24 protein-coding genes are annotated in these 25,309 nt (G+C 70.4%); 9 read left to right on the forward strand and 15 right to left on the reverse strand.

Going from position 1 to position 25,309, the window contains the following annotated elements; genetic code table 11:
- Positions 1-145 precede the first annotated feature (145 nt).
- Positions 146-580 (forward strand): STAS domain-containing protein, encoded by a 435-nt coding sequence (locus OCQ_RS20710; protein ID WP_029384334.1) that lies wholly within the window; start codon positions 146-148, stop codon positions 578-580.
- Here the strand turns inward: OCQ_RS20710 and OCQ_RS20715 are convergent.
- The 6 genes from OCQ_RS20715 to OCQ_RS20740 all read right to left on the reverse strand — a co-directional run bounded on the left by OCQ_RS20715 (position 551) and on the right by OCQ_RS20740 (position 4,973).
- Positions 551-1,339, reverse strand: coding sequence for an RNA polymerase sigma factor SigF (locus OCQ_RS20715; RefSeq protein WP_008259929.1), 789 nt, complete (start codon positions 1,337-1,339; stop codon positions 551-553). The two genes, OCQ_RS20710 and OCQ_RS20715, sit on opposite strands and share 30 nt — an antisense overlap.
- Complete coding sequence (locus OCQ_RS20720; protein WP_008259930.1) at positions 1,336-1,773, reverse strand: ATP-binding protein; 438 nt, start codon at positions 1,771-1,773, stop codon at positions 1,336-1,338. The genes OCQ_RS20715 and OCQ_RS20720 overlap by 4 nt, the downstream gene beginning before the upstream one ends.
- A gap of 431 nt (positions 1,774-2,204) precedes the next feature.
- Positions 2,205-2,516: a protein UsfY gene (usfY, locus tag OCQ_RS20725; RefSeq protein WP_008259932.1), complete on the reverse strand. Its 312-nt coding sequence runs from the start codon at positions 2,514-2,516 to the stop codon at positions 2,205-2,207.
- 54 nt (positions 2,517-2,570) lie between these two features.
- Positions 2,571-2,954, reverse strand: a complete 384-nt coding sequence (locus OCQ_RS20730) for a hypothetical protein (RefSeq protein ID WP_014385698.1) — start codon at positions 2,952-2,954, stop codon at positions 2,571-2,573.
- A gap of 150 nt (positions 2,955-3,104) precedes the next feature.
- Complete coding sequence (gene lat / locus OCQ_RS20735; RefSeq protein ID WP_041785784.1) at positions 3,105-4,457, reverse strand: L-lysine 6-transaminase; 1,353 nt, start codon at positions 4,455-4,457, stop codon at positions 3,105-3,107.
- A gap of 63 nt (positions 4,458-4,520) precedes the next feature.
- Positions 4,521-4,973 carry an Lrp/AsnC family transcriptional regulator gene (locus OCQ_RS20740; protein WP_008259938.1) on the reverse strand — a complete coding sequence of 151 codons (453 nt, stop codon included), beginning with the start codon at positions 4,971-4,973 and terminating at the stop codon, positions 4,521-4,523.
- A 30-nt stretch (positions 4,974-5,003) separates the two neighbouring features.
- On the opposite strand from OCQ_RS20740, the gene hglS reads away from it, so the two are divergent.
- The 5 genes from hglS to nei2 are packed head-to-tail and all read left to right on the forward strand — an operon-like array spanning position 5,004 to position 13,869.
- Positions 5,004-6,239, forward strand: a complete 1,236-nt coding sequence (gene hglS, locus OCQ_RS20745; RefSeq protein WP_014385700.1) for a 2-oxoadipate dioxygenase/decarboxylase — start codon at positions 5,004-5,006, stop codon at positions 6,237-6,239.
- Positions 6,236-7,756, forward strand: a complete 1,521-nt coding sequence (gene amaB, locus OCQ_RS20750; RefSeq protein WP_009953254.1) for an L-piperidine-6-carboxylate dehydrogenase — start codon at positions 6,236-6,238, stop codon at positions 7,754-7,756. Before hglS ends, amaB begins: the two co-directional genes overlap by 4 nt.
- A gap of 55 nt (positions 7,757-7,811) precedes the next feature.
- Complete coding sequence (locus OCQ_RS20755; protein WP_009953255.1) at positions 7,812-8,471, forward strand: TetR/AcrR family transcriptional regulator; 660 nt, start codon at positions 7,812-7,814, stop codon at positions 8,469-8,471.
- A 36-nt stretch (positions 8,472-8,507) separates the two neighbouring features.
- Entirely contained in the window at positions 8,508-13,112 is a 4,605-nt protein-coding gene (locus OCQ_RS20760; protein ID WP_014385702.1) for an ATP-dependent helicase, read from the forward strand.
- 1 nt (position 13,113) lies between these two features.
- Positions 13,114-13,869 carry an endonuclease VIII Nei2 gene (gene nei2 / locus OCQ_RS20765; RefSeq protein WP_009954628.1) on the forward strand — a complete coding sequence of 252 codons (756 nt, stop codon included), beginning with the start codon at positions 13,114-13,116 and terminating at the stop codon, positions 13,867-13,869.
- Here the strand turns inward: nei2 and OCQ_RS20770 are convergent.
- Positions 13,866-14,783, reverse strand: coding sequence for an extracellular catalytic domain type 1 short-chain-length polyhydroxyalkanoate depolymerase (locus OCQ_RS20770; RefSeq protein WP_014383210.1), 918 nt, complete (start codon positions 14,781-14,783; stop codon positions 13,866-13,868). The two genes, nei2 and OCQ_RS20770, sit on opposite strands and share 4 nt — an antisense overlap.
- A gap of 191 nt (positions 14,784-14,974) precedes the next feature.
- Between OCQ_RS20770 and OCQ_RS20775 the strand changes: the two genes are divergently transcribed.
- The gene (locus OCQ_RS20775) at positions 14,975-15,334 is read left to right on the forward strand and encodes a DUF732 domain-containing protein (protein ID WP_009954626.1); all 360 of its coding nucleotides are present in this window, start codon (positions 14,975-14,977) and stop codon (positions 15,332-15,334) included.
- A gap of 85 nt (positions 15,335-15,419) precedes the next feature.
- Complete coding sequence (locus OCQ_RS26275; RefSeq protein ID WP_014385704.1) at positions 15,420-15,635, forward strand: hypothetical protein; 216 nt, start codon at positions 15,420-15,422, stop codon at positions 15,633-15,635.
- Between the two features lie 7 nt (positions 15,636-15,642).
- Here OCQ_RS26275 and OCQ_RS20780 read toward each other — a convergent pair whose 3' ends face one another.
- The 8 genes from OCQ_RS20780 to OCQ_RS20815 all read right to left on the reverse strand — a co-directional run bounded on the left by OCQ_RS20780 (position 15,643) and on the right by OCQ_RS20815 (position 24,623).
- Positions 15,643-16,650: a magnesium transporter CorA family protein gene (locus OCQ_RS20780; protein ID WP_014385705.1), complete on the reverse strand. Its 1,008-nt coding sequence runs from the start codon at positions 16,648-16,650 to the stop codon at positions 15,643-15,645.
- Positions 16,651-16,662: 12 nt separating this feature from the next.
- A complete protein-coding gene (locus OCQ_RS20785; protein WP_014385706.1) occupies positions 16,663-17,811 on the reverse strand; it encodes a PPE family protein in 1,149 nt (382 codons plus the stop codon).
- Positions 17,812-17,953: 142 nt separating this feature from the next.
- Positions 17,954-19,087: a PPE family protein gene (locus OCQ_RS20790; protein WP_014385707.1), complete on the reverse strand. Its 1,134-nt coding sequence runs from the start codon at positions 19,085-19,087 to the stop codon at positions 17,954-17,956.
- A gap of 226 nt (positions 19,088-19,313) precedes the next feature.
- Positions 19,314-20,120, reverse strand: a complete 807-nt coding sequence (locus tag OCQ_RS20795; RefSeq protein ID WP_014385708.1) for an MBL fold metallo-hydrolase — start codon at positions 20,118-20,120, stop codon at positions 19,314-19,316.
- A 49-nt stretch (positions 20,121-20,169) separates the two neighbouring features.
- Positions 20,170-20,457: a CDGP domain-containing protein gene (locus tag OCQ_RS20800; RefSeq protein WP_009954619.1), complete on the reverse strand. Its 288-nt coding sequence runs from the start codon at positions 20,455-20,457 to the stop codon at positions 20,170-20,172.
- Between the two features lie 58 nt (positions 20,458-20,515).
- The gene (locus OCQ_RS20805) at positions 20,516-21,397 is read right to left on the reverse strand and encodes a pseudouridine synthase (RefSeq protein ID WP_026071217.1); all 882 of its coding nucleotides are present in this window, start codon (positions 21,395-21,397) and stop codon (positions 20,516-20,518) included.
- A complete protein-coding gene (locus OCQ_RS20810) occupies positions 21,394-23,148 on the reverse strand; it encodes a glycerol-3-phosphate dehydrogenase/oxidase (RefSeq protein ID WP_041785183.1) in 1,755 nt (584 codons plus the stop codon). Before OCQ_RS20810 ends, OCQ_RS20805 begins: the two co-directional genes overlap by 4 nt.
- Before the next feature lie 59 nt (positions 23,149-23,207).
- Positions 23,208-24,623: an NAD(P)H-quinone dehydrogenase gene (locus OCQ_RS20815; protein WP_014385710.1), complete on the reverse strand. Its 1,416-nt coding sequence runs from the start codon at positions 24,621-24,623 to the stop codon at positions 23,208-23,210.
- Positions 24,624-24,705: 82 nt separating this feature from the next.
- On the opposite strand from OCQ_RS20815, the gene OCQ_RS20820 reads away from it, so the two are divergent.
- The gene (locus tag OCQ_RS20820) at positions 24,706-25,185 is read left to right on the forward strand and encodes a gamma-glutamylcyclotransferase (protein WP_008259963.1); all 480 of its coding nucleotides are present in this window, start codon (positions 24,706-24,708) and stop codon (positions 25,183-25,185) included.
- Positions 25,186-25,309 lie beyond the last annotated feature (124 nt).

Genomic DNA, 25,309 nt, shown 5'->3' on the forward strand with positions numbered 1-25,309 from the left:
CCACCACGAGTAGGGTGGCGGGCAAGGTTGAGTTCACAGCCGCCGCCCGGGGTACGTTGTTGGCGTGGGGACAGGCGAAACTCCCTGCTTCTGCGAACTTTTTGCAGTCGGCTGACGTATTCCACAGCAGGAATCCTCCGCACGGATGGAGTCAGCAATGTCTGTGGCGCAATCGTGGCAACAAAGCCGCACGGCGCAGTTCACCGCCCGGTGGGGCCCGACGGGCACCCTGATCACGGTCGACGGTGAGCTCGACGCGGCCAATGCGGATCAGCTCGCCGCGTACGTCCAACAGAGCGTCAACCGCTCCCGGCGGGTGATCCTCGACCTGCGCGGCCTGAAGTTCATTGGCACCGCGGGCTTTTCGACCCTGCACCGGATCAACGTGGTGTGCTCGGCCGCGCAGGTGTCGTGGGCCATGGCGCCGAGCCCGGCGGTGTCGAGGTTGCTGCGCGTCTGCGATCCGGACGGCACGCTCCCGGTGACGACGCCGAAGGCCGAGCCGCTGCTCGAGCCGCTGCGGGTCGATGAGGGCGAAAACCCCCGGCCGCTATTGCAATTGGTCCCGCAGCCGCGTTAGCGATTTCGCCAGTAGGCGCGAGACGTGCATCTGTGAGATGCCGACCCGCTCGGCGATCTGCGTCTGCGTCATCGACTCGAAGAACCGCAGCACCAACACCGTTCGTTCCCGCTCGGGCAGCGCCTCGAGCAACGGGCGCAACGATTCCTGGTCCTCGATGCGGTCCAGGCCGGTGTCCACGTCGCCGAGGGTGTCGGCGATCGCGCGAGCTTCCTCTTCCTCGCCCCCGCCCCCACTGTCGATCGACAAGGTGTTGTAGGAGCTGCCGGCGACCAGGCCCTCGACCACCTCTTCGCGGTCCATCTCGAGCTCGGCGGCGAGTTCGGTCGCGGTGGGCGCACGGCCCAGCCGTTGGGACAGATCGGCGGTGGCGGTGCCGAGCCGCAAGTGCAGTTCCTTGAGGCGCCGTGGCACCTTGACCGACCAGCTGTTGTCGCGGAAGTGGCGGCGGACCTCGCCCATGATCGTGGGCACCGCGAACGAAACGAAGTCGGAGCCGGCGTCGACGTCGAAACGCACCACCGCGTTGACCAACCCGACGCGCGCCACCTGGACGAGGTCGTCGCGCGGCTCGCCGCGGCCCTCGAAGCGGCGCGCGATGTGGTCGGCCAGCGGAAGGCAGCGCTCGACGATCTTGTCCCGTTGGCGCTGAAGTTCCATGGAATCGGCCGCGACGGAGGCCAACTCACGGAACATGTCCGGAACATCGGCGTACTCGTTCGGACGCGAGACCGAACCGCCGGCAGCTCGCGGTGTCACCTGCTGGAGGCCGCCCGTCGCGCCGTCAGTGTGATGCCGAAAACACTGCCGGTTTCATTGGGTTCGCGACCATCGTGAAAAGTCTGCACGTCGTCGGCCAACGACGTCAGCACATGCCAACTGAAGCTGCCGGGCGACACCACATCGTGGGTGTCGCATGCCGCGGAAGCCTCCACCACCAATTGGTCGTCCTGCGGATCGACCACGACGCTCAGCGTCGCGTCGGGAGTGGCCGAGCGAATCAACCTGGTGCACACCTCATCGACCGCGAGTCGCAGGTCCGCCACCGCATCGAAATCCAGGTCCTCGAAGGTGCCGATCGCGCCGACCAGGGTGCGCAGCATCGCGAGGTTCTCCAGCCGCGCTGCGACGTGAAGTTCGACGGCGCGATGGCCGCGCGGACGCTTGTTAGCGTGCGATCCAGCATCGTTCATATGGTCTCCCGGCATGGTTTGACTGACACTACTACTGCTCCGCAGCCCGCCGTGGACCGTGCGTTCGAGCCGGTCAGTCATGATCGCCGCCGGGTATCCGGCCCGCCATGGACGGGCCTGACGCGACCGATACAGACCGGACGCGCCGGCTTAGGCGCGTCGCAGTAATCGCCGGGGTCACGCTGATCGTCTTGCTGGTGGTCGCAGTGGGCATTTATGTCGATGTGCTCGTGTTTCTGTCCCCCATGATGGGGTGACGCCATTTTTGTCCAAGCAAACGCAACCGTTTCGGCACTCATCATGGTGCACACCTGATACCCACCCGACGGCGCCCGTAATCTCGGATTCGGGTTTCCGGCAGGATCTGACCGCGGGCGACGTCGTGGCAGGTCACCCGGGAAAAGCGGGGCGCCGCATGCGCGGACGGCCCCCTAGCTGGCGGGCCTTTGCCGCAGCACCTCGGGATGTTCGGAGTACCAGCGATCCGCGAGCCTGCGTATCCGCCGGTGCTCCAAGCCCAGCCAGATCAGACCCAGCACCGCGGCGACGACGGCGGTGACGCCCGCGGTCATGCCCTCATGGTGGTGTCCGGTCGCGAAGGCCGCCAGGCTCCCGCAGGTGCCGATCACCCCCGCGACCACCAACAGGTACCCCGGCCAGTGCAGGACGTCGATCAGCGACTCGCCGGCGAGCGGCCGCGTGGTCCTGAGATGGTCGACGGGGTCGTGATAGGTGTCTCCCATGGCTGCTCCCTGCTCCTCAGCGCACCATCAACGTTAGATCCCGGGGAGGCAAACCTAAAGAGCCAGCACCGGACCGGCGATCGGGGCGACGCCCATGGCGACCATCAGCGCCATGACGGTCAGCAGGAACCACCCGGCGCCCTGCCACCCCCACCAGGTTCCGCGGGCCTTCCACACGCGGTAGGTGCGCACGAACGCCCAGATCCCGCCGGCCAGCGCGATCATCGGACCGCCGATCGCCAGCAGGGTGCGCTGCGGCGGGCCGCAGGCCACCGTGTCGACGCCCCCGGCCGGACACGTGCTCACCCACACCGCGGCGATCAGCAGGAAGCCGACGGCGGCGGCCGTCGCCGCGGCGGCGAACCGGACGGCGGCGAGCACCTCGCGGTCTTCCTGTCCCAGGCGGTCACCGCCTGGTCGCTGGCCTGCTTTCTGCATCGTCCTCACCTCCCCGGATTCGGCCCGCCTACGTTCATCGCTAGCCGCGTCGTTTTGGTTACAACCCTCGCGGCGACGCCCCCCGGCGGCGGGTCTAAGAAATACCCCCGGACAAACCGGGGCAAACGGCCCGGGGCTCTGGTCAGGCCGTCAGGGCCGGTCGGTCAGGGCGCCGCGAATGGCCCGCATCGCGGCGTCGATCTCGGCGCGCGTGACGGTCAGCGCCGGGCGGAACCGGACGCCGTCGCGGCCCGAGGGCAGCACGATCACCGCGCGCCGCCACAGCCGGCGGATCAGCTCGTCGCGGTCGGCGGCGCTCGGCAGGCTGAACGCGCACATCAGCCCGCGGCCGCGGGGCTCGAGGACGACGCCGGGGAACTCGGCGGCGAGTTGCTCGAGGCAGCCCAGCAGGTAGGCGCCCTGGGCGGCGGCGCGATCGAAGAGTTCGTCGGCCTCGATCACCTCCAGGATGCGGCGGGCGCGCACCATGTCGGCCAGGTTGCCGCCCCACGTGGAGTTCAGCCGGGACGGCACCGCGAACACGTTGTCGGCGACCTCGTCGACGCGGCGGCCCGCCATGATGCCGCACACCTGGGTCTTCTTGCCGAATGCGACCACGTCGGGTTGCACGCCGAATTGCCGGTAGGCCCAAGCGGTTCCGGTCAGGCCGCAACCGGTCTGCACCTCGTCGAAGATCAGCAGCGCATCGTGCCGGTCGCACAGCTCGCGCATGGCGGCGAAGAACTCCGGCCGGAAGTGGCGGTCCCCGCCTTCGCCCTGGATCGGTTCGGCCACAAAGCAGGCGATGTCGTGCGGGTGGGCCTCGAAGGCCGCGCGGGCCTGGGCCAGCGACGCGGCCTCGAGCGCGGCCACGTCGGCCCCCGGCCGGATATAGGGGGCGTCGATGCGCGGCCAGTCGAACGTGGGGAAGCGATCCACGGTGACCGGGTTGGTGTTGGTCAGCGACAGCGTGTAGCCGCTGCGGCCGTGGAAGGCGCCGCGCAGGTGCAGCACCCGGGTGCCCAGCGCGGGGTCGAGGCCGCGCGCCTCGTTGAACCGGCTCTTCCAGTCGAACGCCACCTTGAGCGCGTTCTCCACCGCGAGCGCCCCGCCGTCGACGAAGAACAGGTGCGGCAGCGCCGGGTCGCCCAGCACCCGGGCGAACGTCTCGACGAAACGGGCCATCGCCACCGAGTACACGTCGGAATTGCTGGGCTTGTTCAGCGCGGCGGCGACGAGCTCCGCCCGGAATGCGTCGTCGCCGGCCAGCGCCGGGTGGTTCATGCCCAAAGCCGAGGAGGCGAAGAACGAGAACATGTCGAGGTAGCGCCGGCCGTCGCGGGCGTCATAGAGGTAGGAGCCGCGCGAGCGGTCCAGATCCAGGACGAAGTCGAAGCCGTCGATCAGCATGCTGCGCGCCAGCACCTCATGGACGCGGCCGGGATCGCGGTCGCCGTCCGGGCGGCGACCGGCGCGGGCGAAACGTTCCAGGGCGGCCGTCATGACGCCCATGCTACGGGCATGACGACGTATTTTTACACTATTATGGCGCTGTGCCAGGATAATTTATGGAATATGCTGCCTATCCGCGTAAAAAGTATTCAGGATGATGGTGCTGCGGGTCTTGACGTTCGCGGCCGTCCGGATCCGCTGCAGCAGGTCCTCGAGCGCCCGGGCGGACGCGACGCGCACCAGCAGGACGTAGCTTTCTTCGCCGGCCACCGAGTGACACGATTCGATTTCCTCGATGTGCTCGAGGCGGGCGGGCGCATCATCGGGTTGAGAGGGATCCAGAGGAGTGATGGCCACGAACGCCGACAGCAGGTGCCCGACGGCCTCCGGGTCGACGCGCGCCGAGTATCCGGCGATCACGCCGCGGGCCTCGAGGCGGCGCACCCTCGACTGGACCGCCGACACCGACAGCCGGGCGCTGGCCGCCAGCTCCGCCAGCGTCGCGCGCCCGTCGGCGACCAGTTCGCGCACCAGGATCCGGTCGACATCGTCGAGCGTCTCACTCATGGCCGGAGACTATCGCAGGAACGGCGCGCCGTGACCCGCGCGAAATGGCTGCCGGCGTGGCAGCTTCGCGCGTTGTTCGCGGCGGGCCTCTCGGCGATGTACGCCGCCGAGGTGCCCGCCTACGGCACCCTGGTCGCGGTGAGCGAGCAGGTCAACGCCGATGTCGTGGCGCGCCAGCCCGACGCCGAACGGTTCGGCTCGCTGCGGCGCGTCACCGCCGAGCGGCACGGCGCCATCCGTGTCGGCAGCCCGGCCGAATTGGCCGCGGTCGCCGACCTGTTCGCCGCGTTCGGCATGCTCCCGGTCGGCTATTACGACCTGCGCTGCGCGGCCTCCCCCGTCCCGGTGGTGTCGACCGCCTTCCGGCCCGTCGATGCAAACGAGCTGTCGCTCAACCCTTTTCGAGTGTTCACCTCGATGCTGGCCACGCGCGACGCGCGCTTCTTCGACCATGACCTGCGCCGCCGCGTCGAGGCCTTCCTGGCGCGCCGCCGGCTGTTCGATCCCGCGTTGCTCGCCGGCGCGCGCACCATCGCCGCCGACGGCGGCTGCGCCCGCGACTGCGCGCACGAGTTCGTCGCGGCGGCGGTGGCGGCGTTCGCCTTGTCGGCCGAGCCCATCGACAAGTCCTGGTACGACGAGTTGTCGCGGGTGTCCGCGGTGGCCGCCGACATCGCCGGCGTCGGCTCCACCCACCTCAACCACCTGACGCCGCGCGTCCTCGACATCGACGATCTGTACCGGCGGATGACCGGGCGGGGCATCACGATGATCGACGCCATCCAGGGGCCGCCGCGCACCGACGGGCCGGCGGTTCTGTTGCGCCAGACCTCTTTTCGCGCCCTGGCCGAACCCCGCCGGTTCCGCGGCGCCGACGGCCGGATCACCGAGGGGGCGCTGCGGGTGCGCTTCGGCGAGGTGGAGGCCCGCGGTGTCGCGCTGACCCCGAAGGGCCGCGCGCGCTACGACGCCGCGATGAGCGCCGCCGACCCGGCCGCGGTGTGGGCGGAGCACTTTCCGCCCACCGACGAGCAGATGGCCGCCGAGGGGCTGGGCTACTACCGCGGCGGTGACCCGTCGGCGCCGATCGTCTACGAGGACTTCCTGCCGGCGTCGGCGGCGGGCATCTTCCGGTCGAACCTGGACAGCGACGCCGAAACCGCCGACGCGCCAGACGAATCCGGCTACGACGCGCAGTGCCTGGCCGGGGCGATCGGCCGCGACATCGCCGACCCCTACGCGCTCTACGAGGAGGCCTGCGCATGACCACCGAACAGTTACGCGCCCGGGTGCTGGGGGCATTCGACGCGATCGGCGTCACCGCGAGCCTCGGCGAGCCGGACGCTCATGGGCTGCCGGCCAGCACGCCGATCACCGGCGAGGTGCTCTTCACCGTCGCCCCCACCACGCCCGAGCGCGCCGAGCGGGCGATCGCCGAAGCGGCCCAAGCGTTTTCGGTGTGGCGAACCACGCCCGCGCCGGTGCGCGGCGCGCTGGTGGCGCGGCTGGCCGAGTTGCTGACCGAACACAAGCGCGAACTGGCCACCCTGGTGACCGTCGAGGTCGGCAAGATCACCTCCGAGGCGGCCGGCGAGGTGCAGGAGATGATCGACGTCTGCCAGTTCGCCGTCGGCCTGTCGCGCCAGCTGTACGGGCGCACCATCGCGTCGGAACGGCCCGGGCACCGGCTGCTGGAGACCTGGCACCCGCTCGGCGTGGTCGGGGTGATCACCGCGTTCAACTTCCCGGTCGCCGTGTGGGCGTGGAACGCCGCGCTGGCCCTGGTGTGCGGGGACCCCGTGGTGTGGAAGCCCTCGGAGCTGACGCCGTTGACGGCGCTGGCCACCCAGGCGCTGATCGCCCGCGCCGCGGCCGACGTCGGCGCCCCGCCCGCGGTGAGCTCCCTGGTGCTCGGCGACCGCGACCTCGGCGGGCTGCTGGTCGACGACCCCCGGGTCGCGCTGGTGTCCGCGACCGGTTCGGTGCGGATGGGCCGCGAGGTGGGCCCCCGCGTCGCCGCGCGGTTCGGCCGGGTGCTGCTGGAGCTGGGCGGCAACAACGCCGCCATCGTGACCCCGTCGGCCGACCTGGACCTCGCGGTGCGCGCCGTGGTGTTCGCCGCCGCCGGCACCGCCGGCCAGCGCTGCACCAGCCTGCGCCGGCTCATCGTCCACGAATCGGTGGCCGACGAGGTGGTGGACCGCGTCGTGTCCGCCTTCCGGCGACTGCCCATCGGCGACCCGTCCGCACCGGGCACGCTCGTCGGGCCGCTGATCCACGAGACCGCCTACCGCGACATGGTGGGGGCGCTGGAATCCGCGCGCGCCGACGGCGGCGAGGTCATCGACGGCGACCGCAGGCACCCGCAGGGTCGCGAGCAGCCGAGCGCCTACTACGTCGCGCCGGCCGTGGTGCGCATGCCCGCTCAGACCGCCGTCGTGGCGACCGAGACCTTCGCGCCCATCCTCTACGTGCTGACCTACGACCGGCTGGGCGACGCGATCGCCCTCAATAACGCCGTGCCACAGGGGCTTTCGTCGTCCATCTTCACCACGGACCTGCGCGAGGCCGAACGGTTCCTGGCCGAATCCGACTGCGGAATCGCCAATGTCAACATCGGCACCTCGGGCGCCGAGATCGGCGGCGCGTTCGGCGGCGAGAAGGAAACCGGCGGCGGGCGGGAATCCGGCACGGACTCGTGGAAGGCCTACATGCGCCAAAGTACCAATACCGTCAATTATTCCGGTGAGTTGCCGCTGGCCCAGGGCGTGGAGTTCGGATGAAGCCTGTGAATCCATTGTGGCGGTCGTCTCATGTCGTGTGAGTACTATCTGACACATGCCGACAGCCCGAAGGCGTCTATCCCCCGAGGATCGGCGCGCTGAGCTGCTCGCTTTAGGGGCAGAGGTTTTTGGGAAGCGACCTTACGACGAGGTCCGCATCGATGAGATCGCGGAACGCGCCGGGGTGTCGCGGGCCCTGATGTACCACTATTTCCCCGACAAGCGAGCGTTCTTCGCAGCGGTGGTCAAGGACGAGGCCGACCGCCTGTACGAGAACACCAACATGGACGACGTCACCGGTCTGACCATGTACGAGGAGATCCGAGTCGGCGTGCTGGCCTACATGGCCTACCACGAGCAGAACCCGGAGGCCGCCTGGGCGGCGTACGTCGGGCTGGGCCGGTCCGACCCGGTGCTGCTGGGCGTCGAGGACGACGCCAAGAACCGCCAGATGGAACACATCATGTCCCGGATCAACCAGCTGCTCACCGAGCTGAACACGGGCATGGAACCCGACGTCGAGCGGCATCTGCGGGTGATCCTGCACGGCTGGCTGGCGCTGACCTTCGAGATCTGCCGGCAACGGATCATCGACCCCACCACCGACGCCGACAAGCTCGCCGACGCCTGCGCGCACGCGCTGCTCGACGCGATCGCGCGGGTGCCCGAGATCCCGGAGAAGCTCGGCGAGGCGATGTCCACCTCGCGGCTCTAGGCGCGGCATGTCGGTCCCCGTTGGCACCATGGATGGGTGAGCACTCGCGCTGATTCCGGGCCGCCCGGCCCCGCCGACCCGCTGGGCCGGTTCAGCGCCGTCACCCGAGAGTGGTTCACCGGCACCTTCGACGCGCCGACCACGGCGCAGGCCGAGGCCTGGGAGGCCATCGCCGACGGTCACCACACTTTGGTGATCGCCCCCACCGGGTCCGGCAAGACGCTGGCGGCGTTCCTGTGGGCGCTGGACAGCCTCGCCGGCGCGGCCGGCCGCCCGCCGGGCACCCGGGTGCTCTACGTGTCCCCGCTCAAGGCGCTGGCCGTCGACGTCGAGCGCAACCTGCGCACCCCGCTGGCCGGGCTCACCCGCATCGCCGAACGCCGGGGCCTGCCGCCGCCGGACATCAGCGTCGGCGTGCGCTCCGGCGACACCCCGCCCGCCACCCGCCGCCAGCTCATCAACCGGCCTCCCGACGTGCTGATCACCACACCGGAGTCGCTGTTTTTGATGCTCACCTCCGCGGCGCGCGAGACCCTGGCCGGGGTGCAGACGGTGATCGTCGACGAGATCCACGCCATCGCCGCGGGCAAGCGCGGCGCGCACCTGGCGGTGTCGCTGGAGCGCCTCGACGCGCTGCGGGAGGACAAACCCGCCCAGCGGATCGGGCTGTCGGCGACGGTGCGGCCACCTGAGGAACTCGCCCGGTTCCTGTCCGGGGGGCAGCCGACCACGATCGTCGCGCCGGCGTCGGCCAAGACCGTCGAGCTCACCGTGGCCGTGCCGGTGCCTGACATGGCGAACCTGGCGAACAACACGATCTGGCCCGACGTGGAGAACCGCCTGGTCGACCTGATCGAGGCGCACAACTCGACGATCGTGTTCGCCAATTCGCGTCGGCTGGCCGAACGACTTACCGCCCGCCTCAACGAGATTCATGCCGAGCGCAGCGGCGTCGAGCTATCCACGGAGGCCAACCCGAAGGTGGCGGGCGGCGCCCCGGCCCACATCATGGGCTCCGGCCAGACCTACGGGGCCGAGGCGATACTGGCGCGCGCCCACCACGGTTCGGTCAGCAAGGAACAACGCGCCCTGGTCGAGGAGGACCTCAAACGCGGACTGCTCAAGGCGGTGGTGGCGACCTCCAGCCTGGAGCTCGGCATCGACATGGGCGCCGTCGATCTGGTGATCCAGGTGGAGGCGCCGCCGTCGGTGGCCAGCGGGCTGCAACGCATCGGCCGGGCCGGGCACCAGGTCGGCGAGGTCTCCCAGGGGGTGCTGTTCCCCAAGCACCGCACCGACCTGATCGGCTGTGCGGTCAGCGTGCAGCGCATGCTGGCCGGCCAGATCGAGACGATGCGGGTGCCGGCCAATCCGCTCGACATCCTGGCGCAGCAGACCGTGGCGGCCGCCGCGCTCGAGCCGCTGGACGCCGACAAATGGTTCGACACGGTGCGCCGGGCCGCCCCGTTCGCGACGCTGCCGCGCAGCGTGTACGAGGCCACCCTGGACTTGTTGAGCGGCAAGTACCCCTCCACCGATTTCGCCGAGCTGCGTCCGCGGCTCGTCTACGACCGCGATACCGGCACGCTGACCGCGCGCCCCGGCGCGCAACGCCTGGCGGTGACCTCCGGCGGCGCCATCCCCGACCGGGGGCTGTTCACGGTGTATCTGGCCTCCGAGGCCGAAAAGCCTTCGCGGGTCGGCGAACTCGAAGAGGAAATGGTCTACGAGTCCCGCCCCGGCGACGTCATCTCGCTGGGCGCCACCAGCTGGCGCATCACCGAGATCACCCACGACCGGGTGCTGGTGATCCCGGCGCCCGGCCAGCCGGCCCGGTTGCCGTTCTGGCGCGGCGACGGGGTCGGCCGCCCGGCCGAGCTGGGCGCCGCGCTGGGCGCGTTCACCGGTGAGCTGGCCGGGCTCACCCGGGAGGAATTCGAAACCCGCTGCGCCGGACTGGGTTTCGATGCCTACGCCACCGACAACCTGGCCCGCCTGCTCGACGAGCAGCGTACCGCCGCCGGGGTGGTGCCCACCGACACCACCCTGCTCGTCGAGCGGTTCCGCGACGAGCTCGGCGACTGGCGGGTGATCCTGCACTCGCCCTACGGGCTGCCGGTGAACGGTCCGCTGGCGCTGGCGGTGGGACGGCGGCTGCGGGAACGCTACGGCATCGACGAGAAGCCCACCGCCTCCGACGACGGCGTCGTGGTGCGCCTGCCCGACACCGTGTCCGATTTCGCGTCGGACACGGGGATCGAAACCCCGCCCGGCGCGGACCTTTTCGTCTTCGACGCCGACGAGATCGACCCCATCGTCACCGACGAGGTGGGCGGCTCGGCGCTGTTCGCATCGCGGTTCCGCGAATGCGCGGCGCGCGCCCTGTTGTTGCCGCGCCGGCACCCGGGCCGCCGCTCGCCCCTGTGGCAGCAGCGCCAGCGCGCGGCCCAGTTGCTCGAGGTGGCCCGCAAATACCCCGACTTCCCCGTCGTGTTGGAGACCATCCGCGAATGCCTGCAGGACGTCTACGACGTCCCCGCCCTGGTGGCGCTGATGACCGGCATCGCCCAGCGCAGGGTGCGGGTTGTCGAGGTGGAAACGGCGCGGCCCTCGCCGTTCGCGGCCTCGCTGCTGTTCGGCTACGTCGGCGCGTTCATGTACGAGGGCGACAGCCCGCTGGCCGAGCGCCGCGCCGCCGCGCTCTCGCTGGACAGCACGCTGCTGGCCGAGCTGCTGGGCCGGGTGGAACTGCGCGACCTGCTCGACCCCGAGGTCATCGCCGCCACCGCCCGCCAGCTGCAGCACCTCTCTGCGGAACGGGCCGCGCGCGACGCCGAGGGCGTCGCCGACCTGCTGCGGCTGTTGGGCCCGCTGACCGAGGAGGAGGTGGCCGCCCGCGCGGGTGGCGCCGACGTGGGGGGCTGGCTGGAGGGCCTGCGCGCGGCGCGGCGCGCGCTGACGGTGTCGTTCGCCGGCCGCGGCTGGTGGGTGGCCATCGAGGACATCGGGCGGCTGCGCGACGGCATCGGCATCCCGGTTCCGCTGGGCGTGCCGACGGCCTTCACCGGGGAGGTCGCCGATCCCCTGGGCGAATTGCTGGGCCGCTACGCGCGCACCCACACCCCGTTCACCACGGCCGAAGTGGCGGCCCGATTCGGCCTGGGGCTGCGGGTGACCTCCGATGTCCTGGGCCGGCTGGCCGCCGACGGGAGGCTGGTGCGCGGCGACTTCGTCGCCGAGACCCCGGGGCCGTCCGGCGGTGTCGCCGGGGCCGAGCAGTGGTGCGATGCCGACGTGCTGCGCATCCTGAGGCGGCGGTCGCTGGCGGCGCTGCGGGCCCAGGTCGAGCCGGTCAGCACCGCCGCCTACGGGCGCTTCCTGCCCGCCTGGCATCACGTGGGGGCGGCCGAATCGCCGCGCGCCCCTGGCCATTCCGGGCTGGACGGGCTGATGTCGGTGATCGATCAGCTGGCCGGCGTGCGGATCCCCGCTTCGGCGATCGAGCCGCTGGTGCTGGCCCCCCGGGTCCGCGACTACTCCCCCGCGATGCTCGACGAATTGCTGGCCACCGGCGAGGTCACCTGGTCGGGCGCCGGGTCGATCTCGGGTAGCGACGGCTGGATCGCGCTGCACGCCGGCGAATCCGCGCCGCTGACACTGGGCGGGCCCGCCGACATCGAGCTCGGCGACGCCCACCGCGCCATCCTGGACACGCTCGCCGGGGGCGGCGCCTACTTCTTCCGCCAACTCGCGCACAGCGGGGTGCCCGACGCCGCGCTCAAAACCGCGCTGTGGGAACTGATCTGGGCCGGCTGGATCACCGGCGACACGTTCGCCCCGGTGCGCGCCGTCCTCGGCGGCGCCGGCGCGCGCAAGCGCTCGGCGCCCGCGCACCGCTCGCAACGCCCGCCCCGGCTGAGCCGGTACAGCGTCGCGCACGCGCAGTCCCGGCCCGCCGACCCCACCGTCGCCGGCCGCTGGTCCATCCTGGCGGCCCCCGAGCCGGATTCCACGCTGCGCGCCCACTACCAGGCCGAGCTGTTGCTGGGCCGCCACGGCGTGCTGACCCGGGGCGCGGTGGCCACCGAGGGCGTCCCCGGCGGGTTCGCCACCCTGTACAAGGTGCTGAGCGCCTTCGAGGACGCGGGCCGCTGCCAGCGCGGCTACTTCATCGAGTCGCTGGGCGGGGCGCAGTTCGCCGTCGCGTCGACCGTCGATCGGCTGCGCAACTTCAGCGAGGGGGTCGATCCGGAACGGCCGCAGTACCGGGCGGTGGTGCTGGCCGCCGCGGACCCGGCCAACCCGTACGGCGCGGCGCTGCCCTGGCCCGCCTCCGGCGGCGAGGGCGCGCGCCCCGGCCGCAAGGCCGGCGCGCTCGTCGTGCTGGTCGACGGCGAGCTGGCCTGGTTCCTGGAACGCGGTGGGCGCTCGCTGCTGACATTCACCGACGATCCCGGGGCCCACCACGCGGCGGCGTCGGCCCTGGCCGACCTGGTCGCCTCCCGCCGCGTGGCGGGGATGCTGGTGGAGCGCATCGACGGGGTGCCGGCCCTGGCGCCCCGCGCGGAGGCGTCCGGCCCGCTGGGCGCCCTCACCGAGGCCGGATTCCACACGACGCCACGCGGACTGCGGCTGCGCTGAGATGCCCGAAGGTGACACCGTCTGGCACACCGCCGCCGTGCTGCGCGAGCACCTGGTCGGCGCGACGCTGACCCGATGCGACGTTCGGGTGCCGCGGTTCGCCACCGTCGACCTCACCGGCGAGGTGGTGGACGAGGTCGTCAGCCGCGGCAAGCACCTGTTCATCCGGGTGGGACGGGCCAGTATTCACTCGCATCTGAAGATGGAGGGCAGCTGGCGGGTCGGCGAGCGCCCGGTGCGGGTCGACCATCGGGCGCGCATCGTGTTGGAGACCGGCACCGTCCGGGCCGTCGGCGTCGACCTGGGCGTGCTGGAGATCCTGGACCGCGACCGGGACGGCGAGGCCGTCGCGCACCTGGGACCCGATCTGCTGGGCGAGGATTGGGACGCCGCGCGTGCCGCGGCCAACCTGATGGCCGACCCGCACCGGCCGATCGCCGAGGCGCTCTTGGACCAGCGGCTGCTGGCCGGGATCGGCAACGTCTATTGCAACGAATTGTGTTTTGTCAGCGGGCATCTGCCCACCGCGCCGGTGGGCGCCATCGCCGATCCGCTCCGGCTGGTCTCCCGCGCACGAGAAATGCTGTGGCTCAACCGCTTTCGCTGGAATCGGTGCACCACCGGTGACACCCGCAGCGGGCGCCAGCTCTGGGTATACGGGCGCGCCGGGCAGCGCTGCCGTCGCTGCGCCACCCCCATCAACGTCGACGACACGAAAGAGCGGGTGGCCTACTGGTGCCCGTCGTGTCAGCGCTAGTCCCGTGCGTGCGCGAGGAAAAACTGGGCGATGGCCTCCGACCCGTCGAGCGCGTGCGTGGTGGGCCCGATGACGGCCGCGGGCAGATATTGCTTGCCGCCCGGCCAGGTGTGCCCGCCCTTGTCGATCTTGTAGAACACCACCTCGGTGGACGCCGCACACGCCGCGGAGACAAACCGGCGGACGACCGTGCCGTCGCGGACGTCGGGCAGCAGCTCCATCGACGGTTCGCCGGCGCACCCGTCCGCCGCGCGCCACTTGGCCACCATGGCATCCGCCGAGATGGAATGGCTGAGCCCGCCACGGCCGCGGACCGCGCCACCCTTGAACGGCACCAGCGGGTCGGCGGTCCCGTGCGCCTCCCACACCGACACCGGCCGCGACGGGTTGCAGGCCACACCCACGCCCAGGGTGCCGGCCACCGGCGCCGCGGCGGCGAAGACGTCGGCCCGGTCGCAGGCCAGCCGGTTGGACATGAAGCCGCCATTGGACATCCCCGTGACGAAAACGTGTCCGGGCGCGATGTTGAAGTCGTTTCGCAGCTTGCCCACCAGCCCGACGAGGAAGGCCACGTCGTCGATGTGGCGGCGATCCGCGGGTGACGCGCCGCGCCCGTCGGCCCAGCTCTTGTCGTACCCGTCGGGGTAGACGACCAACAGGTCGTGGGCGTCAGCAACGGAGTTGAACCCCGTCAGCGCGCGCTGCGCGATCCCGGTTCCGCCGCCGCCGTGCAAACTGAGCACCAGGCCGATGGGGTCGCCCGCCGGCACGTGCAACATGTAGGTTCGGTCCATGCCGCCGGATCGGAACGTACCGGAAACGTCTCGAGCGCTTGCCGCCGACACGTGCCGCACCCCGCAGCCGGCCACGCATATCGCCACCACAGCGAGCCACAGCCATCGCGCGTACGGCATGTTGTCAGGTCGCCGACGGCGCAGCGACGGACAACGAACGGTTACGCGCCGCCGAAAACAGAGCAAACATTGATGTGGCACGGACCGCATTATCGGCGATCCTCCATCGGGTAACGCCGCGGCGTGCGAGCATTCGAACTGGCCCCGCCCTCAGCAAGCTACGGCTCTTCTGTTCCACGGGAGTATCACAGATGACGAGCACCCAGATCCGCAAGCCCGGCCGGGCGCGGTCGCTCCTGGCTATCGGCGCCGTGCCGGTCGCCGGCCTACTCAGCGCGATGACGGCACCGGCGAGCGCGCACGCCACCTCCGCCGATGACGCGTTCCTCGCCGCGCTGAAAGCCAAGGGGATCAATTTCGAGTCGCCCGAGGCGGTGGTCAACTCCGGTCATACCGTGTGCCACGAACTCGATTCGGGCCAAACGCCGGAACAGGTTGCCAACAACGTGCTGTCCAGCAGTTCGCTGGACAGCTATCACGCCGGTTACTTCGTCGGCGTCAGCATCAAGGCGTACTGCCCCAAGTACGCGGCGGCGGCATCCGGGTCCTGAAATTTACAGCCGGTTGACAGACTGGTGACCAATTCGCGGCTAAAGTTGGAACATCCGAAACTAATGTGACGACCACAAGGCCAAAATGATTCCGAAACTTTTGGTCGGTGTTGCGGGTGTCGCCATCGTTCTTGGCGCTTCCGGTTGGACCGCAGCATCGGCCAGCACCGACCCTAATCCCTTCAGTCATCTCAGCTGCGCCTGCAAGGAATTGGATCCACCGGGCGGCTCCGCCCAGCGCGACAAAATCAGCCAGGGCATCCAGCACGGTCTTTCCGCCGCACCCCCGGTCGCACAGTGAGCGCGGTCTAGAGCCAGTCGCGACGTTTGAACATCACGTACAGCACCACCATCAGGACGGCTATCACGCTGGTGCTGGCGGCGAATCCGGCCGCCGTACCGAAGCCCGGGTAGGGAACGTTCTGCCCGTAGAACCCGGTGATCGCCGTCGGCACGGCGATGATGGCCGCCCATCCCGTCAACTTCTTCATGACGGTGTTCAGCCGGGCGTCCTGCAGCGACAGGTTGGTCTCGAAAATCGTGGTGACCATGTCGCGCAGCGACTCCGTCCATTCGGACACCCGCAGCACGTGGTCGTAGAGGTCGGCGTACAGCGGGTCGAGCTGGCGGTCGGCGCCGTCCGAAATGCGGTGGTGCTGAATCGAATTGACCACCTCGCGCATCGGTAACGCCACCCGCCGCAGGTTCACCAGGTCCCGGCGCAACCCGAAGGTGCGGCGCGCAAAGTCGCCCTTGCGCGACGTGCCGTCGAACAACTCGTCCTCGATGGCCTCGATGCCGTCGTCGAGGGCCTCGACGGCGGCGAAATGGCTGTCGACCACGACGTCGAGCAGGCCGTGCACCAGGGCGCCGACGCCGTAGGCCTGGCCGCCGATCTCCTCCCACCGCCGGGTCACCAGCGCCATGTCGAAGTCGGGCGTCAGGCGCACGGTGATCAACCCCTGCGGCAGCACGAACGCCGAGATGCGGCGCATCGACAGCGTGCGACCGGGGGCGTCGACGACGTTCGTTGCGGCGCCGGCGATCTCGGCGGCGTACACGGTGAAGAAGGTGTGGGTCTCGTAGCCGGTGGCTTTGACCCGTTCGGCCGCCGCCACGGCGTCTTCCACCGCCCAACGGTTCAGGCCGAGCTCGCCGGCCAGGCCGCCCAGGGTGTCGTGGTCGGGATTGCACAGGTCGGCCCACACCAGGGTGTCGGGCTCGGCGAGGTAGTCCGAGATCTTGCCGAACTCGAAGTCGTCCTGCGCCTTGCCGCCGCGCCACACGCGGCCCTGGATCTGCGGAGCGGTCTGCACCAGGCGATCTTCTCAGCCCGCCGACGGCGGACGGTGCATCACCGTGCCCGGAAGCTCCGCGCCGTACTCGATGTCGTCGTAGTCGCGGCCCTTGCGGCGGCGAGCGCCGCTCGCACCCGAGCCGGGGCGCACCGGGGCCATCGGGAGCATGGGCGGCTCCGCGCCGCCCGGGGGGAGCGGCGACACCGCCGAGGCGAGCTGCACCGGCGCCTGCGAGGTTCCCAGCATTCCCACCGTCGCGGGCGGCATGGTCAGGTGGCCCAGCGAAATTCCCACACCCAGCGCCGCTCGGGGCGCCAGTGACGACCCCGCGGCGCCGATCGCGCTGACGAGCCGCGTCTCCGCCGAGGCCAGCGCCGCGGCGCCGTCCGCCAACCCCGGACCGATGTCCTCGCCCAGCGACGCAAACGCGTGGGCGGTGGCCAATTGGGCCCACACACCCAGGATGTTGACGGGCACCCCGCCCGCGATGAACTGATTCCCCCAGGTGCTCCAGTACCCGAACCAGCCCTCGTTGGGGTCGAAAGCGTCTGCGGCGCTTGACCCTTGGCCGATCGAGTCGGCGGCCAGGAGCTGCGCCCCGGAATTGCCCGTGGTCGCCGCGTGCACCATGGCGGCCTGTGTCGTGGCCCCCGAGGGGTTGGCCACCTCGGGCGGCGGCGAGAACTGCGGCAGCTTGACCGCGCCCGCCGAGGTCGCGGCGTAGCGATACATGGCCGCGGAGTTGTTCACCCACATGGTGTGGTACTCGGCCTCGGTTTCGGCGATGGCCGGGTAATTGACCCCGAAGAAGTTGGTGGCCAACAACATCGCCAGGCGCGCCCGGTTGGCGGCCACCAGCGAGGGATGAACCACCGTCCAGTGGGTCCATTCGAACGCCGCGGCAACGACTTGCACCGACGCCGCGGTCTGCTGGCACTGCTGCGCGGTGAGGCGCAGCCAGGCGAGATAGGGTTCTAGCGCCTGGGCCATCGCCATCGACGACGGACCGTGCCACGTCGTGGACAGCCACGACAGCTCCGCGGTGTAGCTACTCGCCGATTGCTCCAGCTCGGCGCTCAATTCCTGCCAGAAGCCGGCGGCTTCGATAAGTGACCAAGCGCCGGGTCCGGAGTGGATCAGCGCCGAGATTATCTCGGGCGGCAGTATCCCAAAATCCATGAACCTTTACCTTGGGGAAGAAGTGGGTGGGGCGAGCGCCGCGCGTCGGCGCGGGTGCTGGTGGCCGCTGAGGGACCTGTCAGACCCGGCCTACCCGGTGCATGCGATCGGCGCCCGCAGTCGTGCGGCGCCACCGTCAATGTCATCCGGCCGACGGGTTTCGAGGCATCACTTTGCCTTTGACCTCCCGGCCCACGGCAACGTCCTCGTACTTTTGCTGTTTGCGTTTTCGCCAGCCGGTGCCCGCCGAGGCGGTCGGCGGCGGCACCATCATCGGCATCATGGGAAATCCGGATTCCGCGGCGGGCAGCGGGGACGCCGCGGACGCGAGTTGTACCCCGGTCTGCGTGCCCGGCAGCAGGCCGACCACGGCGGGGGGCGCGGTCAACTTGCCCAGCGATACCCCGACGCCCAGCGCGCCGGTCGGGGCCGCCGACGCTCCCGCGCCGATGCCCTTGATCGCGTTGGCCAGGGTGGCCGAGGTCAGTCCCAGGCCCTCCGACAGGCCCGAGCCGATGTCGCCACCGACGGACGCGACGCCTTGCGCGGTCGCCAACTGCGCCCACACACCGAGCAGATTGATGGGGAAACCCGACGAGATGAACTGGTTGCCCCAGGTGCTCGCCCAGCCGAACCAGCTGGCGTTGGGGTCGAAGCCGGTGACGCTGTCGCCGAGCGCGTCCTGGACCTGCGGACCGAACGAGTCACTCGCGGCTTTCATCACCGCCGCCTCTTGGTTGGCCGTCCCGTCCGGATTGGTGTCGGGAACCGGCGAGGTGAACCGGGACAGCTGCCCCGTCGCCTGCGACGTCGTCGCCTGATAGCGGGTCATCGCCGCGGCGTTGTTCGCCCACATGGTCTGGTATTCGTTTTCGGCCTCGGCGATCGCCGCGGTGTTGGTCCCGAACCGGTTGGTCGCCAGCAACTGCCGCAGGCGCGTCCGGTTGGCGGTGACGACCGAGGGGTGGACCACCGTGGCGCGAGTGGCGCTGAAGGCCGAGGCCGCCGCCTCCGCCGAGGAGGCCATCTGCGCGGACTGCTGCGCGGTCTCGCGCAACCACAGCAGGTAGGGCTGGACGGACTGCAGCATGGCCGTCGCGGACGGGCCGTCCCACGATTCGATGAGCGAGGTCAACGTGGAGGTATAGGTGGAGACGGAATTCTCCAGTTCGACGGCCAGGCGCTGCCAGGCGCCGGCGGCCTCGATCAGCGAGCCCGCTCCGGGCCCGGTGTGGATGAGTGTCGAGGTGACCTCGGGGGGTGCTAGTAGATCCATCTCGTCTCACAATGCCCACGCTGAGAACGCCTCAGCAAATTTCCGTTAACCAGGCCGCGAAAAAGCCCCAAACTCTGTACGTCGATGCCTGCTACCTGCCGTCGGTACCTCCCAGTTCGACCGCAAGCCGCTAGGACACCCTATACCCCCAGCAACGGCCTCCTCTTCCCATTTAATCGAGCCGGGGACTTGGCCCCCGCCGCTGGTCGGGAGCGGGGGCCCTCTATCAGACGGTCACCGAGTCGCCGCGGTTCACCGTGACGATCCGGTCGCCCAGCCCGCGACGCTGCATTTGCCGGGTGAAGTCGGAGAGCGGCGACGCGAACACCGCGTAGTCGTCGAAGTGCACCGGGATGGCCTTCGGCAGGCCCAGCATCGCGACGAGTTCGGCCCCCTGGCGACCGTCCATGGTTACGGTCAGCCCGAACGGAAGCCGCCGGCCGGCCGGCAGCCGGGTGCCGCCGAGGTGCAGCATGCCGACGTCGATCGGGTCGAACCGCGCCGGGATCTCGTTGAGCTCCTGGATCAGCAGGGTGTCCCCGGAGATGTAGAGCCGGCGCCGGGGTGCGCCGTCGGCGGAGCCGATCTCGACCATGGTGCCCATCACCGGCGGCAGCAGGCGCCGGCTCCACCCCGGCGCGTGGCGCCCGGGCAGCGACGTGAGGGTCACGGTGGTGTCGCCCTTGGTGATCGTGTGCTGCTGCCAGGTTTGCAGGCCGCGCGCGTGCGCGAAGCCGCGCTGGTGCAGGCGTTTGGCGGCGTGCGGCGTCGTGATGATGGGCAGGTCGTGGTCGAGACCCCGCTGCGACACCCTGTCCCAGTGGTCGCCGTGCAGATGGGAGAGCACGACGGCGTCGAGGCGCGGAAGTTCGTCGATGCCCAACGCCGGCTCCTTCAGGCGCTTGGACACCAGCCCGTGGCCGAGGTAGGCGCGTTGCCCGCGGTGCAGGAAATTCGGGTCGGTCAGCAGCGTCAGCCCGCCGACGGAAATCAGCGTGGTGGCGTTGCCGACGAACGTGACGGCGATGTCCATACGCGCGGGCTACCCGATCCCGGGCGGTCCACGCCGCGGGTTGCCCGCCTCAGTCGATGTGCGACGGGGGGTCGGCGAACGCGAGGTCCGACGGGCGCTGGTCGGGACCCATCACGTCGCAGTGCCCGTCGGGCACGAGGTAGGAACTGGCGCCGTTGGGAATCAGGCGGGTGACGGCCACGCAGCGTTGCCAGGTGCCGTCGGGCTGGACGGGCCCGTCGCACTTGCTGAGCACGCCTCCCCCGTACTGGCAGCCGGCGCTCACCGGCGGTGCCCAGGCTATGAGCCCGGCGGCCGTCAGCAGGGCCGCCGATCCCGACACGATGCCGCGCTTCATGGTCGCCTCCCGTCACCTCGCCCCTGGGGCCCTGCGGCGTTGCCGACTGCTTGTGACGCTACCGCTTGCGCACCCTGTCCGCGTAGGGATCACGGCGGCTGACGAACTCGCGCCGCACGCCCGAGCGCGGGTCGGTGAACTCGATGCGCCGTGCCAACAACCGCAGCGGTGTGCTGAAGTCGTCGGGCGCAACGTCAATCACGTTGGGGTACAACGGATCCCCCTCGATCGGTATCCCCAGCGAGGCCATGTGCACGCGCAACTGGTGGGTACGCCCGGTGCGCGGGGTCAGCCGGTAGAGGCCGTCCGCGCTCACCAGCTCCACCAGCGTCTCGGCGTTGGCCGCTCCCGGCTCGCAGACCGCCTGCAGCTGACCCCGGCGCTTGACGATGCGGCTTTTCACCACGCGGGGCAACCGCAGCGCCGGGTCCACGGCGGCGCGGGCCAGATACGTCTTGTCCACCAGGCCCCGCGAGAACAGCGTCTGGAACGCGCCCCGCATTTCGCGGCGCGCGGTGAACACCAGCACCCCGGCGGTCAGCCGGTCCAGCCGGTGCGCCGGGCTCAGCTCGGGCAGCTCCAGCTCCCGGCGCAGCCGCACCAGCGCGCTCTGCGCGACGTGGCGTCCCCGCGGCATGGTGGCCACGAAGTGGGGCTTGTCGACGACCACGATGTCGTCGTCGCGATAGAGCACCGGGATCTCGAACGGCACCGGCACCTCATCGGGCAGCTCGCGGTAGAGGTAGACGCTCGCCCCGGCGGGCAGCACGGTCTTGGCATCGATCACCGCGCCGTCGGCGCCCACCACCTCCCCGGCCAGCACCTTGGCGCGGGCCGGCGCGCCGAACCGGGCGCTCAGCTCGGCCAGCACCGGTCCGCCCCGCAGCCGCACCCGCGCCGGGCCGAGCCCGTCACGCACGGGAAGCGGGGCGGGCCTCACTTGAGCGGGACCGGCTCGAGGATCTCGGCGCGGGCCTCGGGCGCGCTGGCCCGCAATTCGTCGGCCGACACGTCGTCGGGCTGGGCCTGGGACAGCACCTCGGCCTCCACCCGGGCGGTGTAGTTGGCGACCTCGCGGTCGATGTCCGCCGCGGACCAATTCAGCACCGGCGCAACCACATCCGCGACCTCGCGGGCGCAGTCGACACCGCGGTGTGAGTATTCGATGGAGATGCGCATCCGGCGGGCCAGGACGTCCTCCAGATGCAAGGCCCCCTCGGCGGTCACGGCATAGAGCGCCTCGACCCGCAGGTAGCCCGGCGCCTCCTTGATCGGGTCGAGCAGGTCGGGGCGGTCGTCCGCCAACGCCAGCACGTCACCGATCAGCGAGCCGTAGCGGTCCAGCAGGTGGCGCACCCGGTAGGGGTGCAGCCCCTGCAGCTCGGCGACGTGCTCGGCCTGGTTGATGAGCGCGAAGTAGCCGTCGGCGCCCAGCAGGCTGACCTTCTCGGTGATCGACGGCGCCACCCGCGCCGGAATGAATTGGGCCGCAGCGTCAATCGCGTCCGCGGCCATCACCCGGTAGGTGGTGTACTTGCCGCCCGCGATGGCCACCAATCCCGGCGCGGGCACCGCCACGGCGTGCTCGCGGGACAGCTTCGAGGTTTCCTCGCTCTCCCCGGCCAGCAGCGGCCGCAGCCCGGCGTACACGCCGTCGATGTCGGCGTGGGTCAGCGGGATGGCCAGCACCGTGTTGACCGTGGTGAGGATGTAGTCGATGTCGGCCTTGGTGGCCGCGGGATGGGCCAGGTCGAGATTCCAGTCGGTGTCGGTGGTGCCGATGATCCAGTGGCTGCCCCACGGGATGACGAACATCACCGACTTCTCGGTGCGCAGGATGATCGCGACGTCGCTAACGATGCGGTCGCGCGGCACCACGATGTGCACGCCCTTGGAGGCCCGCACCTGAAATCGCCCGCGCTGCTTGGACAATGCCTGGATCTCGTCGGTCCACACCCCGGTCGCGTTGACCACCACGTGGCCGCGGACTTCGGTGACCGCGCCGTCCTCGGAATCGCGGACCCGCACCCCGGTCACCCGATCGCCCTCGCGCAGCAGGGCGACGACCTGGGTGGAGGTACGCACCACCGCGCCGTAATGCGCTGCGGTGCGCGCGACGGTCATCGTGTGCCGGGCGTCGTCGACGACCGCGTCGTAGTAACGGATTCCGCCGATCAACGAGCTGCGCTTGAGGCCCGGGCTCAACCGCAACGCGCCCGCACGGGTCAAATGCTTTTGCGCCGGAACGGATTTCGCGCCACCCATCCGGTCGTAGAGAAAGATGCCGGCGGCGACGTAGGGCCGTTCCCACACGCGGTTGGTCAGCGGGAACAGGAACGGCATCGGCTTGACCAGGTGCGGCGCCAGCGTGGTCAGCGACAGCTCGCGCTCGTAGAGCGCCTCGCGGACCAGGCCGAACTCCAGTTGCTCGAGGTAGCGCAGGCCGCCGTGGAACATCTTCGACGAGCGGCTCGAGGTGCCCGAGGCGAAATCGCGCGCCTCCACCAGCGCCACCTTGAGCCCGCGGGTCGCGGCGTCCAGCGCGCAGCCCGAACCCACCACGCCGCCGCCGATCACCACCACGTCGAACTGCTCGGCGCCCAGCCGGTCCCAGGCCGCCTGCCGCTGTTCCGGACCCAGCACGGACACCGGCGAGCTTCGCTGGGTGGACGCGTGGATGGGATCAGTCACGACCTGGACTCCTCACTGGGTTACTCATCAGTAGGGGCGTGCTGCACCAAGGCTAACCGCTAGTCCAGATCGTCGTGCGCCATCAGCCGCCGCGCCGCCTCGGTGATCGAGCCGGACAGCGACGGATACACCGCCAGCGTCTGCGCCAGCTCGTTGACCGTGATGCGGTTCTGCACTGCCACGGCGATCGGCAGGATCAGCTCGGAGGCGATCGGCGCCACCACCACGCCGCCGATCACCACGCCGGTGGACTTGCGGCAGAACACCTTCACGAACCCCTGCCGCAGCCCGGACATCTTCGCGCGCGCGTTGGTGCGCAGCGGCAGCATGATCGTGCGCGCCGACACCGAACCGTCGTCGATCATGGTCTGCGGCACCCCGACGGCGGCGATCTCGGGGCGGGTGAACACCGTCGCCGCCACCGTGCGCAACCGGATCGGGCTGACGCCCTCGCCCAGCGCGTGATACATCGCGATGCGGCCCTGCATGGCCGCGACCGAGGCCAGCGGCAGCAGGCCGGTGCAGTCGCCGGCGGCGTAGATGCCGGACACCGAGGTCCGCGACACCCGGTCCACGGTCAGGTAGCCGCCGCGGCCCAGCTCGATGCCGACCCGTTCGAGGCCCAGGCCGCTGGTGTTGGGCACCGAACCGATGGTCATCAGCGCGTGGCTGCCTTCCACGGTGCGCCCGTCGGCCAGGGTGACCAGCACGCCGTCCCCGGTGCGGGTGACCGACGCGGCGCGGGCGTTCTTCACCAGCTTCACGCCGCGCTCGGAGAACGCGGCCTCCAGCACCCGGGCGGCGTCGGCGTCCTCATACGGCAGCACCCGGTCGCGGCTGGCGACGACCGTCACCGGCACACCCAATTCGGTGTAGGCGTGCACGAACTCCGCCCCGGTGACCCCCGACCCGACCACGATGAGGTGCTCGGGCAGCGCCTCCAGGTCGTAGAGCTGGCGCCAGGTCAGGATGCGCTCGCCGTCGGGCTGGGCCGACGGCAGCACCCGCGGGCTGGCGCCGGTGGCGATCAGCACCACGTCGGCCTCGTACTCGCTGGTGGTGCCGTCCTGGGCGGTTGCCTTGATGTTGTGGCGGGCCAGCCCGGGCGTGGGGTCGATCAGCTCGCCGCGGCCGGCCACCACGTGCACTCCCACGCCGAGCAGCTGATCGGCGATGTCGGACGACTGATCGGTGGCGAGTTGCTTGACGCGGGAGTGGATCTGCCGCAGCGAGAGCTTGGCGTCGTCGATGTCGATCTCGAAGCCCAGCCGCGGCGCGCGGCGCAGCTCGGTGCGCAGCCAGGTCGACGCGATGAACGTCTTGGACGGCACGCAGTCGTCCAGGACGGCGGCCCCGCCGATGCCCTCGGACTCGATGACGGTGACGTGCGTCGTGTCGGGGTGGGAAGTGGCGGCCACCAGCGCGGCTTCGTAACCGGCCGGGCCGCCACCGAGGATCACGATGCGCGTCGCCACAGCCCTAACCTAACGAAGCCGGGCGCACGCCGCCCAACGCTCGGGGGAAGACCGGGCCAGCTCGGACGTCTAAGCTTTCCCCGTGCCGCTCTACGCCGCGTACGGGTCGAACATGGACCCCGAACAGATGCTGAAGCGCGCACCCCATTCGCCGATGGCCGGAACGGGCTGGCTGCACGGGTGGCGGTTGACGTTCGGCGGCGAGGACATCGGCTGGGAGGGCGCGCTGGCGACCGTGGTCGAGGATCCGGACTCCAAGGTGTTCGTCGTCCTCTACGACATGACACCGGCCGACGAGGTCAACCTGGACCGCTGGGAGGGCTCGGAGTTCGGCGTCCACCAGAAGATCCGCTGCCGGGTCGAGCGCATCTCGTCGGACACCACCACCGACCCGGTCCTGGCGTGGCTGTACGTGCTGGACGCGTGGGAGGGCGGACTACCGTCGGCCCGATACCTCGGGGTCATGGCGGACGCCGCCGAAATCGCCGGTGCGCCAAGCGATTACGTGCACAGCCTGCGCACTCGACCGGCCCGCAACATCGGCCCGGGCACCAGCGCCTGAAAAATCACTCGCCTCTGGGCGATCAGGAGTGTAAACAGACAGACCGAAAACCTACGCGTACTTCCACGGAAGGAAATTCGACTGTCAATCCTGTCCGCACCGCCGGTCGCCGACGCACTGGCGC

Source organism: Mycobacterium paraintracellulare (genome assembly GCF_000276825.1).
GTDB lineage: Bacteria > Actinomycetota > Actinomycetes > Mycobacteriales > Mycobacteriaceae > Mycobacterium > Mycobacterium intracellulare.

Bases quoted from the DNA above. Each gene is read 5' to 3' on its own strand.
- OCQ_RS20710 (WP_029384334.1), top strand. From the start codon at position 146: ATGGAGTCAGCAATGTCTGTGGCGCAATCGTGGCAACAAAGCCGCACG.
- OCQ_RS20720 (WP_008259930.1), bottom strand. From the start codon at position 1,773: ATGAACGATGCTGGATCGCACGCTAACAAGCGTCCGCGCGGCCATCGC.
- usfY (WP_008259932.1), bottom strand. From the start codon at position 2,516: ATGGGAGACACCTATCACGACCCCGTCGACCATCTCAGGACCACGCGG.
- OCQ_RS20730 (WP_014385698.1), bottom strand. From the start codon at position 2,954: ATGCAGAAAGCAGGCCAGCGACCAGGCGGTGACCGCCTGGGACAGGAA.
- lat (WP_041785784.1), bottom strand. From the start codon at position 4,457: ATGACGGCCGCCCTGGAACGTTTCGCCCGCGCCGGTCGCCGCCCGGAC.
- OCQ_RS20740 (WP_008259938.1), bottom strand. From the start codon at position 4,973: ATGAGTGAGACGCTCGACGATGTCGACCGGATCCTGGTGCGCGAACTG.
- amaB (WP_009953254.1), top strand. From the start codon at position 6,236: ATGACCACCGAACAGTTACGCGCCCGGGTGCTGGGGGCATTCGACGCG.
- OCQ_RS20755 (WP_009953255.1), top strand. From the start codon at position 7,812: ATGCCGACAGCCCGAAGGCGTCTATCCCCCGAGGATCGGCGCGCTGAG.
- nei2 (WP_009954628.1), top strand. From the start codon at position 13,114: ATGCCCGAAGGTGACACCGTCTGGCACACCGCCGCCGTGCTGCGCGAG.
- OCQ_RS20770 (WP_014383210.1), bottom strand. From the start codon at position 14,783: ATGCCGTACGCGCGATGGCTGTGGCTCGCTGTGGTGGCGATATGCGTG.
- OCQ_RS20775 (WP_009954626.1), top strand. From the start codon at position 14,975: ATGACGAGCACCCAGATCCGCAAGCCCGGCCGGGCGCGGTCGCTCCTG.
- OCQ_RS26275 (WP_014385704.1), top strand. From the start codon at position 15,420: ATGATTCCGAAACTTTTGGTCGGTGTTGCGGGTGTCGCCATCGTTCTT.
- OCQ_RS20785 (WP_014385706.1), bottom strand. From the start codon at position 17,811: ATGGATTTTGGGATACTGCCGCCCGAGATAATCTCGGCGCTGATCCAC.
- OCQ_RS20790 (WP_014385707.1), bottom strand. From the start codon at position 19,087: ATGGATCTACTAGCACCCCCCGAGGTCACCTCGACACTCATCCACACC.
- OCQ_RS20795 (WP_014385708.1), bottom strand. From the start codon at position 20,120: ATGGACATCGCCGTCACGTTCGTCGGCAACGCCACCACGCTGATTTCC.
- OCQ_RS20800 (WP_009954619.1), bottom strand. From the start codon at position 20,457: ATGAAGCGCGGCATCGTGTCGGGATCGGCGGCCCTGCTGACGGCCGCC.